General features: G+C 73.1%; 9 protein-coding genes. 4 read left to right on the top strand and 5 right to left on the bottom strand.

Features of this window, described 5'->3' with window-relative positions:
* Nucleotides 1-8: 8 nt before the first annotated feature.
* Nucleotides 9-1,166 (bottom strand): Dyp-type peroxidase, encoded by a 1,158-nt coding sequence (locus ACH4B3_RS15995; RefSeq protein ID WP_398463436.1) that lies wholly within the window; start codon nucleotides 1,164-1,166, stop codon nucleotides 9-11.
* Nucleotides 1,167-1,253: 87 nt separating this feature from the next.
* Here ACH4B3_RS15995 and ACH4B3_RS15990 point away from each other — a divergent pair, with 87 nt between their 5' ends.
* On the top strand, nucleotides 1,254-2,591 hold the full coding sequence (locus ACH4B3_RS15990; RefSeq protein WP_398463435.1) for a right-handed parallel beta-helix repeat-containing protein: 1,338 nt from the start codon (nucleotides 1,254-1,256) through the stop codon (nucleotides 2,589-2,591).
* Nucleotides 2,592-2,598: 7 nt separating this feature from the next.
* Here ACH4B3_RS15990 and ACH4B3_RS15985 read toward each other — a convergent pair whose 3' ends face one another.
* Both ACH4B3_RS15985 and ACH4B3_RS15980 read right to left on the bottom strand, forming a co-directional pair.
* Nucleotides 2,599-3,279 carry a hypothetical protein gene (locus ACH4B3_RS15985; protein ID WP_398463546.1) on the bottom strand — a complete coding sequence of 227 codons (681 nt, stop codon included), beginning with the start codon at nucleotides 3,277-3,279 and terminating at the stop codon, nucleotides 2,599-2,601.
* Nucleotides 3,280-3,597: 318 nt separating this feature from the next.
* Nucleotides 3,598-6,027, bottom strand: a complete 2,430-nt coding sequence (locus ACH4B3_RS15980; RefSeq protein ID WP_398463434.1) for an SdrD B-like domain-containing protein — start codon at nucleotides 6,025-6,027, stop codon at nucleotides 3,598-3,600.
* 1,096 nt (nucleotides 6,028-7,123) lie between these two features.
* Between ACH4B3_RS15980 and ACH4B3_RS15975 the strand changes: the two genes are divergently transcribed.
* The 3 genes from ACH4B3_RS15975 (at nucleotide 7,124) to ACH4B3_RS15965 (ending at nucleotide 10,574) form a co-directional block, all read left to right on the top strand.
* Entirely contained in the window at nucleotides 7,124-8,749 is a 1,626-nt protein-coding gene (locus ACH4B3_RS15975) for a DHA2 family efflux MFS transporter permease subunit (RefSeq protein ID WP_398463433.1), read from the top strand.
* A gap of 398 nt (nucleotides 8,750-9,147) precedes the next feature.
* Nucleotides 9,148-9,801, top strand: coding sequence for a leucine efflux protein LeuE (gene leuE, locus ACH4B3_RS15970; RefSeq protein ID WP_398463432.1), 654 nt, complete (start codon nucleotides 9,148-9,150; stop codon nucleotides 9,799-9,801).
* Nucleotides 9,802-10,334: 533 nt separating this feature from the next.
* Nucleotides 10,335-10,574, top strand: coding sequence for a DUF5133 domain-containing protein (locus tag ACH4B3_RS15965; protein WP_398463431.1), 240 nt, complete (start codon nucleotides 10,335-10,337; stop codon nucleotides 10,572-10,574).
* A 108-nt stretch (nucleotides 10,575-10,682) separates the two neighbouring features.
* On the opposite strand, the gene ACH4B3_RS15960 is transcribed toward ACH4B3_RS15965, so the two are convergent.
* Both ACH4B3_RS15960 and ACH4B3_RS15955 read right to left on the bottom strand, forming a co-directional pair.
* The gene (locus tag ACH4B3_RS15960; protein WP_398463430.1) at nucleotides 10,683-13,442 is read right to left on the bottom strand and encodes a DEAD/DEAH box helicase; all 2,760 of its coding nucleotides are present in this window, start codon (nucleotides 13,440-13,442) and stop codon (nucleotides 10,683-10,685) included.
* A gap of 184 nt (nucleotides 13,443-13,626) precedes the next feature.
* Nucleotides 13,627-14,862, bottom strand: coding sequence for a vanadium-dependent haloperoxidase (locus ACH4B3_RS15955; protein ID WP_398463429.1), 1,236 nt, complete (start codon nucleotides 14,860-14,862; stop codon nucleotides 13,627-13,629).
* Between the last annotated feature and the right edge of the window lie 74 nt (nucleotides 14,863-14,936).

Genomic DNA, 14,936 nt, shown 5'->3' with positions numbered 1-14,936 from the left:
GATCGTGATCAGCCGAACAGCGCGGAACCGAGCGGGCGTTGCCGGTCGAAGCCGGGGAGGATCAGGAACGTCGCACTGGCGGTCGTGGTGGTGAAGGGCAGCAGTGCGTCGGAGGTGTCCATGTGGGCGAGGGTGGCGGTGAAGGTCCGCAGGTCGTTCTGGAAGCTGATGAAGAGCAGGCCGGGCGCGGGCTCGTCGGTGCTGTAGGAGCGGCGGAGCATGAGTCCTACCCCGACCGCGGTGGCGTGCGCTCTGCGCGCGTGGGCGTCCGCGGGGACGAGATAGCGCCCGTCCGGTGTCTTGGCCCCGAGTTCCGGGCCCGAGGCGGCGGTGCCGCCGGAGAGCGGGACGCCGCTGGCCCGGCGCCGCCCGAAGACCGCTTCCTGTTCGGCCACGGACAGGGCGGCGAACCGCGGCAGGTCCAGTTCCATGCGCCGCAGTACGGCGAGGGTGCCACCGGCGACCGCGGCGGGCCCCGCCAGCCACAGGTCGCGCTGTTGTTCGGCGGTCGTGTGCGGGCCCACGATGCCGTCGATGAAACCGAGCGGGTTGCGTGGCGCGGTGATCCCGTTGCCGACGGACACGTTCGCGCCGCGGGCCGCGGACTGGCGCCAGCGTTCGCGGACGCGGTCACCGGCCTGGTCCAGCAGCGCGGCGGCGACGACCGGCGGGAGCAGCGCGTCGCCGGCGCAGATCTGCAACAGCAGGTCTCCGCCCCGGGCCGGCGGGGCGATCCGCTCGCGGGAGAATCGCGGGAGGTCCGCCGCGCCGGGCAGCGAGGCACCGGCCGTGCGCACCAGCCGGGGGCCCACGCCGACGGTCACGGTGAGGTCGCCCGGCGGCAGGCCCAGCAGCCGCGTGTCGGTCCCCGCGGTGAGGGTGCGGACGGCCTGGCCGAGTTCGGCCAGCAACGGGCCGGGGGCCACGGAGGCACCCAGGTCGGCCACCACCGCGAGCAGATGGGGCTGGGCCGGCTGGGGAAGCGTGATGCCCGCCTGATGGCGGCCCGTCGCCGGGACCGGCGCGGGCGGGGCCGCCGGGGCCGGGGCGCGCCGGCCGGGCCGGGCGGAGTCCGATGTGCACCCGGCGGCCAGACCGGCGGCCATCATGGCGCCGGTGGCATCGAGGAACCTGCGGCGTGACGGGCGGTGATCGGCTCGGCGCATGGGGTGCAGGGTGCCACACCCGAATGGCGCGCGCCGGTCAACCTCGCGATTCTGGCGTGGATTTGGGCGTCATGCCAGACTGAGATCATGCCTCGATTAGCTCTTCGCGTGTTGGCGGCGGTAGTGGGCACGCTGACTCTGGTGGCAGGCTGTGGCGGCGATGGCGGATCGGGCGAGGGCCGGCGTCCGGCCGGTGCGCAGGTGACGATCCGCGTACCCGCCGATGCCCCCACGATCTCTGCTGCGGTGTCCTTGGCCCGCCCCGGTGACCTGGTGCTGGTCTCGCCGGGCGTGTACCACGAATCGGTGAGGATCGACACGGCGCGCGTCACCCTGCGCGGTTCGTCCCGGGACAAGGTCGTCATCGACGGGCGGTTGCGGCAGCCGAGCGGCGTCGTCGTCTCGGCGCCCGGCGTGGCCGTGGAGAACCTGACCGTGCGGAACAACACGCAGAACGGGGTCCTGGTCACCGGTTCGGCGAAGGCGGCCGCCGGCCTGCCGGGGGAGAGCGGCGGCTACGACACCGGCGACGAGCCCGTCACCTTCCTGAAGTCGTTCCTGGTCTCCCACGTGACCGCGACCCGCAACGGTCTGTACGGCATCTACGCGTTCTCCGCCCAGAACGGTGTCATCGAGCACAGTTACGCCTCGGGCGGCGCCGACTCGGGGATCTATGTCGGCCAGTGCAAGCCCTGCAACATCGTGGTGCGGGACAACGTCGCCGAACTCAACGCGGTCGGTTACGAAGGCACCAACGCCAGCGAGGACATGTACGTGGTCGGCAACCGCCTGGTCGGCAACCGGGTCGGGCTCACCACCAACTCCAACCACCAGGAGAAGCTGCTCCCGCAGAAGGGCTCCGTCATCGCGGGCAACCTGATCGCCGCCAACCAGCAGACGGCCACCCCGGAGCAGGCCGACGGCGGCTGGGGCATCGGCGCCGGCATCGACGGCGGCAGCGACAACCGGTTCGTCCGCAACCGCGTCGCCGGCAACCGCAACGCCGGACTGGTGATCACCGCGACCGCCGACATACCCCCGGTCGGCAACCAGCTCGTGGACAACACGTTCACCGGCAACGGCGTCGACGTCGGCTGGACGTTCCCCACCGCCACCCGGGGACGGGGCAACTGCCTGCGGGGCAACGATCTGCGCAGCACCGTGCCCGCCCGGCTCGCGACGACCGCGGCCTGCCCGCTTCCGGCCGGGTCGTCCTCGCCGTCCGGCACCTGGGCGGCGCCGACGGCGCCCGGGGGCATCCCGTTCACCGAGGTCGCGGCGCCTGCTCCGCAGCCGCAGCTGCCGGGCGCCGCCACCGCGGGCGCCACCACCGTCCCGCCCGCCCCGGCCCTGCCGAAGACGGGGGACATCCGGCTGCCGCCGACGTCGCTGCTCGCCGCGCACGCGCGGGTGCGGACGTCCTGAGCAGCGGCTACCGGGCCGGGGTGGTCCCGGGTACCGGCCGGACCGGTACGTAGCGGTGGGTGTCGAAGTCGATGACCACCGGCTCCGGCTGCGAACCCACGCTGACCCGGACCCGGTACATGGTGCCGTCGGAGCCGATCCAGTAGCGCACGTTGCCCGCCGTACCGGAGCGGTCAGGGGAGGACGGCCCGGTCATGACGTCCACCGAGCGCCCGTCCACCCGCTCCCTCCCCCACCAGGCGGCGCCGTTCTGCGGCAGCAGTTCGGCGTTGTCCGGCCGGTCGCCGCCGAGGCCGAGCGCGATGAACAGGGAGGTGTCCAGCGCGCTGCCGGACGACAGCAGCGGACGGTCGTGCCAGCCCGAACGGGGCGGCGACGCGGGCGCGTGCGCCGGGGCGTCCGTCATCGGGAGGACGTGCACCGAGGTGGGCGTCCACCGGATCAGCCCGTCGCTGGACTCGCCGCGCCCGGTGCCGTGCACCACGCCGTAGCCGACCATGCGCCGGTAGTCGACCGACCCGGTGACGGTCAGCCCGCCGGCGGTGCCCGGCACGGTGATCGTCACCGCGCGGCCCTGCGCCTGGTAGTTGCGGTAGCGCGTGATCGCCAGCCGGCTCGCCTCGTCCGGCGTCAGCGGGCGCGGGTCGCCGGAGCCGGAGCCGCCGTCGGCGACCAGGAACGCGGCCACCGCGACGGCGGCGATGCCGATGACCGCCGCGATGCCGATGACGGCGGCGGACCGGCGCGTCCGCGGCCATCGGCGCCGGCCGGACGGACGACCCGGTGGGGCTTGCCGCCTTCTCACGCTCCGCACGCGGTTCGACGCTGACACTCTGCGATGCATCCTTTCGATCACCACACCGTCCGGCCGCCGCGGGCTCGCGGCGGCACTCGGCAGTCCGGTGGCGGACCATGCCGCGGCCGGCCCTCGTGGACCGGCCGGGATGTGATCTGCCCGTCCGCGCCGTTCGGATCACGGACGGGCAGATCACCGTTGTGCGGTTGTTCAGTGGTGCCGGGCGCGCCGGTTCCGGGTCACGAACACGATGACCAGGCCCGCGCCCACCAGCAGACCGACGCCGCCGATGATCTCCGCGAGCCAGGGCGTACCGGTGTTCGCCAGCGAGCCCCCGTCTCCACCGGCCGGGGCCGGGCGGTTGGCGGGCGGCGCGGGCGACGGCGGCGTGGAGGCCGCGGGCGGTGTCGGATCCGGTGTCGGCGTCGGTGTCGGTGTCGGGGTGGGAGTCGGCGTCGGGGTGGGGGTCGGTGTCTCCTTCGGGATGTACACCCCGGCGTCGATGGTGTGATCGACCCCGCCCGCCTTGGCCGGCGCCGTGACCGGCGCCTTGCCGTTGCACAGCGATCCGGTGGTCGGCGGGGTCACGTTGGAGTCGTGCGCACGGTCGGCACCGGCCCGCGGGAGCGTGAACCTCAGCTCGTCCGCCGAGGGTTGTTCGGGCACCTGGCCGGTGTCCGCGGTGCACACGTCGAACTGCACCGTGTACTTCGCGCCGGGCGTCAGTTCGTACTCGGCGCCGACACCACCGAAGTAGTACTCGCCGGCGGCGTTGGTCCTGGTGGTGGCGACCTGTTTGCCGTCGGCGTCCAGCAGGTTGATCGTCGCCCCCGGCAGCAGCACGTGCCCCGGGTCCTGGATCCCGTTGTGGTCGCCGTCGAACCACACGACGTTGCCGATCTGGATCGGCGCGTTCGCCGCCGCGAACGCGATGTCACCGAGCCCGCCGGCCTTGCCGAACCCGCCTTGTTCCCGGCTGACGAACTGGAACCCGTTGGCGTTCGGGTTGTTGCCCGGGCCCTGACCGGTCGTGATGTCGTGGTACCCGGTCCCCGAGGTGGCGACGTTGACGACCGGGTCGAACTCGGTGCTGACGACCCACTGCTGCTGCGGGATGAACGCCACCGACCCCAGCGCGGTCTCCTGGTGCGCGTTGGCGTAGAAGTCGCCCGGGAAGTACTCGACGACATCGCCGGCCTGGCCGCCGTTGTTGGCGGGGGTGGCGTGGTTGGGGCAGCTTCCGGTGCCTTCCCACTGGTACTCACCGGTGGGGGTGGCGCAGACCATGGTGATGTCACCACCGGCCATGCCGCTCTCCGGCGTGTCGTTCCCCGGGCGGGGATCCAGCCCTCCCCAACCGAGCACGTCCATGAACCGGTCGCGGAATCCCAGGATCATCGAGCCGTCCCGGGCGAAGGCGAGGGAGGCCAGCTCCGGCTGCGGATCGATGAAGACGCCGCCCGACTTCCGGTCGTCCCAGGTGTCCAGGCTGGTGTTCCAGGGGTTCCAGTGGGTGGCCTTGTCACCGGACCCGAAGACGCTGCCGCGTGCGTGGTCGAGCGGGTGGCTCAGCACCGTGGTGAACCGCTTGCCGTCGAAGGTGGAGACGAAGGCTTTCAGGTCCGCGCGCTGCTGCGTGCTCTCCGCGCTGCACACACCGCCGACGTACAGCGTGTTGTTGTGGACCTGGAGACCGAACGGCCGCCAGTCGTCGGCACTGGCACACCCCGGGTCCGGGATCGGGACCGTCGACTTGGGCGCCGCGGCGGTGGCCCCCGACGCGTCGAAGCTCACCAGGCTGCGGGTCCGCAGGTTCACCGCGTACAGCGTGGAGCCGTCCTCCGACAGGGCCAGGCCACCGATGCTCTCCTTGCCCGGCGCGTCGGTGAACCCACCGTCCTTGATCATGTTGGCGGTGTCGTGCCGCGTCACCGCGGCGTCCGGCACCCGCGCGAACAGCCGCGGCGCACCGGATCCGTTGACCGGCACGGTGTAGATCGCGCCCCCGCCCTCCGGCCCGTACGCGGCGTACCGGCGGGCGAACGCGCTCTGGAACAGCCGGGTCCGGTACTTGTCGTACGCCAGCCCGAACGTCGTGCCCACCTGGTCCTGCGTGGCCAGCGTGGTCGGGCAGGCCACATCGGTGGGGCAGGTCCCCCGGGTCTTCGTCCCGAACGCCACCAACGCCCGGTTGTCGTTCCCGTTGGCGCCGTTGTGGATCGGTACGAAGTAGCGCGAGTCCGGCAGCGCGTAGTCGGCCGGATCCCACACCCCCGTGACCACCGAGGCGTTCTTTCCGTCCGACACGTCCACGAACGACGTGAAGCTGTCGAAGTGGTTCTCCGCCGTCGACGCGGGCGCCGCCTGCAGATAGCCGCTGTACGGCGCCGGGATGCTGACGTCGACGCGGTACCGGCCGCCGGTCAGCTCGGTCGACTGCGACACCACGACCTTTCCGGTGGCATCCGTGACGCCGGTGACGAGGTGCCCGGCGGGGTCGGAGACCTTCACCCGCATGCCCCGCTGCGGCACGTCCATCGTCGCGTTGATCACGCCGGTGCCGAAGAAGTCGCGCAGCACCTCGACCGTCAGCGTGCCGTCGGCGGTCGAGGCGGCGGCCGGTCCGGCCGTCGCCCCCATGGCGCCGCCCGCCAGCAACAGAACGGATAACCCGATGCGCGCCGGCGGCTCCGCGAGCCTCCGGGCTAACCGGCGCGATCCTCTGCCGAGTCGGTTCATGGCATCACACTCCACACTTCTCTTGTCGTGAAAACGAAGCACCCGTTTCTCGCCACACGTCCACTTCGTGACCCCAGGCGCGGACGCCGGTCGCGAACGTCACGGAAGAGAAAAGGGCCCACTGCTGTTGCGTGGACCGCTTTGCGGTGATCACATGAGGATTTGCGGGTGAGTTGTAAGACCCGCGGGCCGGGAAAAGCAAACGCGCCCTCACGATCTCCAGCAGGACCGCTCCGGGTTGCGCGCTTTCGCAGCTCGATCACGGTGCCTTCGCCCCCACCCCTGAACTCACCGACCGCCATCGCGAGCAGCGCGCGATATCTTATCCCCGGAGTCTTGCCGCCACCAGCAGAACCCTCGCATCCACCGGGATCCGCGACGGTCTCCGGGCGCTCAAAGAATGGCGACCCGGAAGAATGTGCGACCGCGAAGTGGTGACGGAATCCGGTCCCGCCGGTTCCGTGCCGAAATGTACCGGCGCAGGTGCGACACGGAATGCGGGATCGGCCTGCCGGAGCAGTCCGGAAGCGTCACCACGACGACCTCTCGGGGCCATCCCGTAAACGATCTCCAACGTGGCGTGCGCACACTGGTAGTACGCGAGATTGTTCGATTATCCGGTGAGCGTCCGTCGATACCGGAACCTTCCGCTGCTCGCCGACGACTCCGCCGATCACGGCACTCCCCCGGGCCACCGCGTCGGTGACCGACCGCCACCGGGCCACCTCCGGCGCGCGGACCGGCGTGTTAGGGTGCCGACTGACTTCTCACCGTCGGGCCTCGCGCCTCGCCAACCAGCTTCACCCGGGTCCGGATGACCCGGGGAAGGTGGAAGTCGCTCACCACATCCTGGAAAAGGGTGCTCTGTGGTGGTGGCGATGCGCGTCGACCCTTGCGGCTCCTGCCGAGCCCCGGGGACCGCCGGGGACCGTTCCGGCCCCAGCGGACCGGTCCGCTTCACCACCCCGCGGACGGTCCCCTCAGGGAGGTCTCCGGAGTGCCGGAAATCAAATCCACCGAACACCCGGCCACACAGCGCCCGTGGCGGGTACTCGCGATCATGTGCATCGGCTTCTTCATGGCGTTGCTCGACGGATCCATCGTCAACGTGGCCGTCCCCACCCTGATCCACGGCATGGACGCCTCGTACGACGAGGTGCTGTGGGTCATCGACGGCTACCTGCTCCTCTTCTCGGTACTGCTGATCATCACCGGACGGCTGGGCGACATCTTCGGATACCGGCGGCTGTACGTGATCGGCGTCATCACCTTCACCATCGCCTCGGCGCTGTGCGGCCTGGCCGGCTCACCGCCCCAGCTGCTCGGCGCCCGGCTGCTGCAGGGACTGGGCGGCGCGCTGCTGTTCCCCCAGGTCATCTCGTCGATCCTGACGATCTTCCCGCCGCATCTGCGCGGCCGGGCGTTCGGACTGTTCGGCGCGATCGTCGGCCTCGCCCCGATCGTCGGCCCGATCCTCGGGGGCTTCCTGCTCGCCCACGTCAGCTGGCGCTGGATCTTCTTCATCAACGTGCCGATCGGGATCGTCACCGCCGTGCTGGCACTGACCCTCGCACCACCCATGCGCTCGGGCCGCCGGCACCGACTCGACCTGACCGGCGCCGCGCTGGCCACCACCGGGCTGACCGGCGTCGTGTTCGGGCTGATCGAGGGAGAACGCTACGACTGGGGCACCATCACCGGGCCGATCAGCATCATCTCGGTCATCGCCACGGGCATCGTGCTGCTGGCGGTGTTCGTCCTCCGGCAGCACCGGCGGCCGGACGAGCCCCTGATGCCGCCGGCCCTGTTCCGCGCGCGCAACTTCGCGGTCGGCAACTGGGTCGGGTTCGTCTTCCAACTGGGCATGATCGGCATCATGTTCGTGCTGGTGCTGTACCTGCAGACCGCATGCGGGTACTCGGCGCTGCAGACCGGCCTGGTGGTGCTGCCGAACGCGGTGCTCACCGCCGCCGGCTCGATGTACGCCGGGCGGCTGTCGGACAGGTTCGGCGGCAGGCACGTCCTGCTGGCCGGGCTGACGCTGCTGGCCGTCGGCCTGCTGGTGCTGGTCGCGATGACCGGCCCCACCAGCAGCGCGTGGAGCCTGCTGCCCGGTCTGGCCATCATCGGGATCGCCGGCGGCGCCACCTTCGCGCCCCTGCAGCAGGCCACCATGGACGGCGTCGATCCCCGGCTGGCCGGGGCGGCCTCCGGCGTCTCCAGCACCACCCGGCAGGTCGGCGGCGTCCTCGGCACCGCCGCGCTGGGCGCCCTGCTGTCGGCCCGCCTCTCCTCGACCCTGCGCAGCGAGGCCGAGAAGCAGGCCGGCCGGCTACCGGGGGATCTGCGCGCCCGGTTCATCGACCACAGCACCGCCGCCGCCCATGACTACCGTCCGCCCGCGCCGCCCGGCGGCCTGGACTCCGCCACGGCAGCGCTGTACGAACGCGTCACCGCCGACACCTTCGCCACCGGCTTCGTCGACGCCATGCACACCGCCCTCATGGCGTGCGCCGCGGCCCTGGTGACCGCCGCCCTGTGCTGCTTCCTGTTCAGCCCACGGAAGAAGCCGACGACCACCCCCGTCCCCCAGACGCGGGTCGGAGCCGCACCGCGGGACTGAACCGGCGGTGGCAGTGGTCGCGGCCCGACGGCCGCGGCCACGGTCGGGGCCCTCGCCGGGCGCTGCCTGACGGGCCATGGGCCGTGGCGCGACGTGCGGACCCCGCGGCACCCGTCCCCCGTGGACGCGGGCCGCGGGGAACCGCCGCGTACGACTCCCCGCTGGGGACCGCGCCCCACTCGCCGCGCGTGGCGTGCTCATCCGTTCCGGTCCGGACCCCTGGCGGGACACGCGAAGCCGTGACCGCCGAGGACACGGCATGCGTCCGGCTCGGCACCGGGCCGAAGGCCCACGTGGTCCGGCGAAAACCGAACCCGGGTCGACGCGGGAGGTCGTAGCATGATCCGCTCAGCGGTGTCCGGCGGCCGACCAGACAGCCGGAGAGCGGAGGAAAACTGATGCTGGGAGTGGCGAACCTGCCCACCTATGCGCTGGGTACTCTGCTGATCATTCTGCTTCCGGGGCCGAGCTCGCTGTACACGCTGTCGGTGGCGGTACGGCGCGGCGTGCGGACGGGCTACCGTGCCGCGGCAGGCGTCTTCCTCGGCGAGATGGCTCTCATGCTGCTTACCGCGGCAGGAGCCGCCTCCTTGCTGAAAGCCAACCCCGTCGCGTTCGCGGTGGTGAGGTACGCCGGAGCCGGCTACCTCGGATGGATCGCCCTCGGCATGCTCCGCGGGGCGTGGAGGACCTGGCGAGCCCGCGACGAGCCCGCCGCAGCCGAGCCTCCGGACGCGGAGGGAGCCGCCGTTGAGCGCCCGTTCCGCCGGTCCGTGCTGATCACGCTGCTGAACCCGAAAGCGATCCTGTTCTTCATCTCGTTCTTCGTCCAGTTCGTGGACCCGGCATACCCGTACCCAGCGCTGTCCTTCGCGTTGCTCGCGCTGGTGTATCAGTCCATCAGTATCTGCTATGTCACGGTGCTGATTCTCGCCGGCACCTATCTGTCCGCTCGGTTCAGCCGCCGCAAGCGGCTGTCCGCCGGGCTCACCACCGGCGCCGGCATCGTGTTCTTCGGCTTCGCGGCACGACTCGCCACCGGCGGCGGCTGACCGCGGCGGTGAGTGCTCCCGGGTGCCCGCGACTCCCCCGGGGCCGCCGCTGCCGCCGGCCGGGGCTCCGGCGGGCGGCAGCGGTCTCGTTCCGGCGGGGCAGGGCGATCTCTACGTATACCGCCGGGCTCCCGTGGCAGGCGAAGGGACGGTCACCGGCGTCCGGCGTCCCTCCATCGGATCGCGGGGCACTGTGAGGCGGGCCATCGCCATGCGCACGCTCCTCCATTCACACCGTTCACACTGGTCCGTGCTGTGCCGTCCGTCTGCCCCGAGCCGCTCCGGCCACACTCCGGCCGATCACCTGCGGCGGTGTCTCCCCCGGCTACGGTCGCGGCGGGCCGCCCCCGCTCCGCCCCGGGCCGGCGGCGGCCGTTCACCGTCGACGCCGACGCCCCGCGGAGAGCCCGCGTCCGGCCTGGCGGGGAGCGAGAGGTGAGCCCGCCGAGGAGTCCCTGGCATGTCTCGCGGATTCCGGGTAGACGGCGGGCAGTGCGGCGACCGGGCTGTACGGGGCTGGAGGGAGACGGCTGATGCTGCTGGCGCATCCTGCGGTGCTGGAGAACCTGCTCGAGCAGTACGAAACGCTGCGGATCCTGCAGGCGGAGAACAGCGGTGACGAGGTCAGGCAGCGGATGGACGACCTCGCTTACACGCTGTGCGTGTCCACCGGGACCCGTGACATCGATGCCGCCCTGGTGGCCGCCCGCCACCGGCTTCCGGGCGCCCGCACCGAGGACGACTCCCTGCTCGGCAGCGGCACGAGAGCGTGAGCGGGGCGGACCGGGCCGGCAGAGCGGTCCGGTCCGCCCCGCTCCCTGCCGCCCGGCCGCTCGGTCAGGGATCCGGAGACCCGGGGACCGGTCCGGCCCGGTGCCGGCTCAGGCGCGGCGTGCCACGGCCGAGTACTCGGCCAGCCAGCCGGTCGCCCGGTAGTCACCGCGCCAGGAGAAGAGGGCGACGCCCCGCTCCGCGTCACCGTCGCCGCCCGGCGGTGGGAACGCGGGCGTGGTCTCCCGCTGCCGGGTGTGCACGGTCAGGTGGCTGCGCCCGCTCCAGGCGGTCAGCGCACGTCCGGTCGAGCGGCTGACCGGTGCTCCGTCCGGGCCGGTCGCCAGCTCGCCGTCGGTGACGCGTTCGGCGAGCAGCGCCGCGTACGAGGCGCCGTCCAGACGGCATCCGCGCGGCGGGGTGCGGCTCGTCCAGTCGGGGCCGGTCACGCCGCGTTCGCGGGCGGCCTGCCACATCGCGGGCACCTCCTGGTCGGCGTGCACCCCGGTGGCCATCTGCTCGCACATCCACAGCAGTCGGCCGCTGCCGCGCGGCGGGGCGCAGCGGCGCCAGCGGACGCGGCGGTTCAGGTCGGCGGCCACGATCGCCACCCAGGGGTGGACGGTGCCCCCGTACCCCTGCGATCCCAGCCAGTGGAGGTAGCGGGGGGCGTCCTCCAGTACCGGGTACATGGCCGAGTGGGGGATGCGGGCGAACTCGCGCCGGGGTACGGCGAACTCCCGTGGGCTGTTGGCGACGGCGAGGAGGCTCGCGCGGGCCAGGTCGCCCGGCGCGTACGGCAGGGAGAAGTCCGGGGGGCCGGCCGTCCCGGGGACGCGGGAGAGGTGTCCTTCCGCCTGGAGCAGCAGCGCGACCCTGGGTTTGAGGCTCTCCGAGAGCGAGGCACGGGCCAGTTTGGGGACGGCGGTGGCGATCACTTCGATCAGCTGTCGCTCCGCGTCCTCCGCGTTCCTCGGGACGGGGGTGCCGGACAGCGCGGTGCGCAGCTGGTATCCGGTGGCGGTGGGCACCATGACGCGGGCGGTGAGGGTGCCGAGTTCCGTGGCGGTGAGGGTGCCGCCGTCCGCTTCGCCGGCCTGGCCGAGGTAGTCGGCGCCCACCAGGAAGCCGACCGCGCGCCGCAGGGGCTCCACCGTGGTGCTGCCCTGGTGGTGGGCGAAGGTGCTCAGCCACCACTTCTCGGCTTCCGCACGGGTGCGGACGCGCTGCTGGACCACTTCGGCGAGAACGTGGTCGGGGAGGCTGGAGAGGATCTGGGAGACGACGGTGTAGCCCCCGACCAGCCGCTGCCGCCAGGTCTCGTGCTCGGCCTGGTCGACGATGAGGAAGGCCCAGCCTGCGGTCTCCCCGGCTCCGACGCGGCCGGCCCGGCCGAACATCTGCTGCACGGTGGCCACGTCGACGTCGCGGGTGCCGACCTGGGTGTCGCGTACCACCACGGCCCGGGCGGGCAGGTTGACCCCGGCGGCGACGGTCGAGGTGGCGACGAGCACGTCCGTCTCGCGTGACCGGAACGCCCGCTCCGCGGCGCGTTTGTGCTCCCAGTCCTTGTAGTGGAGTCCGATGCCGGCCGCGTCGCAGACCTTCCGCAGCCGCTCGACGTCGTCGGGGCGGACGCCCGTGGTGTCGGCGCCGCGCGCGGCGGCGAGGGCCAGCGCGGTGCTGCGCACGGAGTGCTTGCTGCCGCAGAAGACCAGGACGCTTCCCCCGTCGCGGGTGACCGTGTCGACGATCGCGTTGGTCACCCGGGTGCGGGCGGCCTGGGTCAGCCGCCAGTCGGCGTGCGCCGGGACGACGGGGAGCTGCCAGGTCAGTGTGGCGGGCCGCCAGGCGATGCGGACCAGCCGGGCCCGCAGCCACTCCGCGACCTCCGGCGCGTTGGAGACGGTGGCGGAGAGGCCGACCATCCGTACCGTGGAGCCGCCGTCCCGCACCCGGGCCAGCAACGCCTCCAGGACGGCGCCGCGTTCGGGGTCGCCCAGCAGGTGGATCTCGTCCACGATCAGGCAGCCCACCTCGGTCAGCGCGTCCCGCAGCGCGGAGGTGCGGCACAGCACCTCGTACTTCTCGGTGGTGGTGACCCACAGGTCGGCGTCCCGGACCCGCTGGACGTCGACGCTGTACTCCCCGGACAGCCGTTCCACCCGGAGTCCGCGCCGCCGCCAGCCGTCGAGTTCCCGGTCCAGCTCGTCGGTGAGGGACCGCTGGGGCACCAGCCAGGCCGCCTTGCGTTTCTCACCCAGCACGGCGCGGAGCGCGGCCAGCATGCCGATGGTGGTCTTCCCCGCTCCGGTGGGCGCCACGACCAGCAGGTTCTCGTCCTGGGACAGCACCGTGGGGGCGGCCTGCGCCTGGGCCGGGTTCAGCGCGGGGTGCGGCAGGTAGGGAAGCCAGGCGGCGGGCACCAGGTCCTCGGCCGGTACCGCGGAGGGCGCCGCGTCCCCGTCCGGGAGCTGTGCCTGCCACAGCGCTTCGAAGGCTTCGCGGGCCGCGGCGGCCGTGCTGCCGCGGCCGGTCATCTCGCGCGCCCCGGGCTGCGCGGGATGGGCCGGGGCGGCGCGCCACACGAGGTCGCCGTCCGCGGTGGTACCGGTGAGCAGTTCCCGTTCGAGCAGGTACCTGACGCCGCGTACCGGGATGCCGCGGGCCGCCAGGCGGTCGCGGAGGGGGTGGAAGCGTTCGTCCTCCGGTACCAGTACCCGGACGTCGGTGTCCGGCCCGAAGTCCTCGATCCGGGCGTCCGGGTCGGTGGTCTTCAGCCAGTACAGCGACTGTGCGGCGGGGCCGGCCGGTTGCCGGGGCGGTGGGATGTCGAGCGCGGCGGGCGTGTCGACTCGGGTCTCGGGCATGCTGCAACAACCCTACGCGACACGGCCGGTGGGACGGGCCGCGGACCGCGGAGGCGGCAACGCGCGGCCGGGTGCGGCAGGCCGCGTTGGGACGTCGTTCCTGCCGGTGGCCGGGAGGGGGTTCCGTCGCGGCCGGGGGCCGCGACGGAACCGGTGCCGCGGCACCGCTCCGGCGGTGGCCGGGTCACCTCAGCAGCGCGGGGAAGCGGCTGAGGGCGTGTGCGGCCACCCGGCCGCCGAGCCGGACTCCGGCGAGGTCCGCGGAGCGGGTGTGCACCCCGGACCAGATGCGGGCGTCGACGTTCTCCCGCGTCAGCCGGTGCCACGAGGTGTAGGTGCGGGTCAGGCCCGGCGCGGTGGGGCTGGTCATCCGGAACGGCCGGGTGCGGGGGCCGGTCAGCGCGGTCAGCACCGCTTCGGCGGCCGCGGCGTGGCTGGTGTGGCCGCTCGGGTAGTCCGGGTGACGCGGGGTGGGGTGCAGTGGTGTCCAGTGCGGGTCGGGTGCCGTCGCGGGGTCACCGTCGAGGTCGGCGGAGCGGATGGCGGTGACCGGCCGCCACCGCAGGTGGGCGTACTTGCTGTCGGAGGTGGCGATCTGGGTGTCCACCAGGGCGATGTGGAACAGCGCCACGAGTCGGGTACGGCTGGTGAGCGGCTGCCCCACCGAACGGGTCAGGGCGACCCGGAGCGGCTCGTTGTACAGGGCCAGCGGGGAGCCCAGCCAGAATTCGGCGGTCTCGGTCTGCTCCGGGGTGCGCCGGGACCCGGTGGCGCCGCCGTACTCCCGCACTTCCGCCAGGTCGGCGCGGTAGCGCTGCGAGCCGAGCGGGGGCGGCGGGTCCAGGCGGAACTGGTCCGGTCGGGCCAGCAGGAACGGCCGCGCGTGGCGGCTGCCCGCCTGGGCGGCGGGTCGGTGGTCGGGCGGGGTGGGCCGCCAGACACCGGGCTGCGGGGCAGGGGGCGTGAAGGGGGCTTCCACCGATCCGGGGTCGAGTCCGTCGCCTTCGCGGGAGGACAGCACGGTGGTGGCGTGCCGTCGGCCGGCCGCCAGTCCCCGCCGCTCCGCCGCGCCGTCCGGGACCCGGTCCAGGGTCCGGCGCAGGGCCGCGTCGAGTTCGGCGGTGCGGGCCGGGATCAGGGTGGTCAGGGAGGTGTGCAGGGCGCCGGCCAGCGCGGCGTCCTGGAAGGCCCGCCGGTCCGGGCCGGCCGGGGCGTCGTGCACGGCGCGGGTGGCGGCCAGCCAGCTGACGGCCCAGGTGCGGCCGTTGGTGATCTGAGCCGGGGATCCGGCCACCGCGATGGTGCGGACGGTGGTGTCGTACCACTCGGCGGCGGTGTCGGCCCCCACCCGGCCGGTCGCCGCCGGGGCGGGGTCGGCCGCGACGCCCGGGGCCACCGTGGCCAGGGCGGTCAGTGTCACGCCCGCGGCGAGCGCCGCACCCCGCCCGGGACGAGGTCTGCCGCCGCCCGGGGCGGCGGTGGCGGATGGCGGTC

This window comes from Streptomyces sp. NPDC018031 (assembly GCF_044327625.1).
GTDB lineage: Bacteria > Actinomycetota > Actinomycetes > Streptomycetales > Streptomycetaceae > Streptomyces.
Note: the sequence above shows the minus strand (reverse complement) of the source record. Positions and strands in the feature narration are given on the sequence as shown.

Coding starts and splice junctions, on each gene's coding strand:
- ACH4B3_RS15995 (WP_398463436.1), bottom strand. CDS start 1,166: ATGCGCCGAGCCGATCACCGCCCGTCACGCCGCAGGTTCCTCGATGCC.
- ACH4B3_RS15990 (WP_398463435.1), top strand. CDS start 1,254: ATGCCTCGATTAGCTCTTCGCGTGTTGGCGGCGGTAGTGGGCACGCTG.
- ACH4B3_RS15980 (WP_398463434.1), bottom strand. CDS start 6,027: ATGGGGGCGACGGCCGGACCGGCCGCCGCCTCGACCGCCGACGGCACG.
- leuE (WP_398463432.1), top strand. CDS start 9,148: ATGCTGGGAGTGGCGAACCTGCCCACCTATGCGCTGGGTACTCTGCTG.
- ACH4B3_RS15965 (WP_398463431.1), top strand. CDS start 10,335: ATGCTGCTGGCGCATCCTGCGGTGCTGGAGAACCTGCTCGAGCAGTAC.
- ACH4B3_RS15960 (WP_398463430.1), bottom strand. CDS start 13,442: ATGCCCGAGACCCGAGTCGACACGCCCGCCGCGCTCGACATCCCACCG.